1 pseudogene is annotated in these 242 nt (G+C 58.7%); it reads left to right on the top strand.

Annotated elements, in window-relative coordinates:
* A pseudogene (locus EXE47_RS18345) lies at positions 1-242 on the top strand (IS1595 family transposase); the annotation flags it as partial.

The raw sequence follows: 242 nt of genomic DNA, 5'->3' as shown, positions 1-242 counted from the left end.
AGATACACTGCTGAGCATCAACCAGATTGCGCCGCTGCTCGGTCGTGCTTACAAAACCATTCACACAGCGATTCGGGAGGCGGAAGCCGCGGTTCAGCGCGGCTTCCCCCTCACCTGGGAACTGTTTAATCAGACCGTCGATGGACCGACACAGGTCGACGAATCTGGCAAAGTCTGTTCTGGTTACAAAGGTCAAGAGCCGCCGCGAAACAGCCGTTCTCGCGGCGGCTCGTCGCGCACTG

The organism is Halorubrum sp. GN12_10-3_MGM (genome assembly GCF_005435235.1).
GTDB lineage: Archaea > Halobacteriota > Halobacteria > Halobacteriales > Haloferacaceae > Halorubrum > Halorubrum ezzemoulense.
This window is presented reverse-complemented; position numbering and strand designations above follow the sequence as displayed.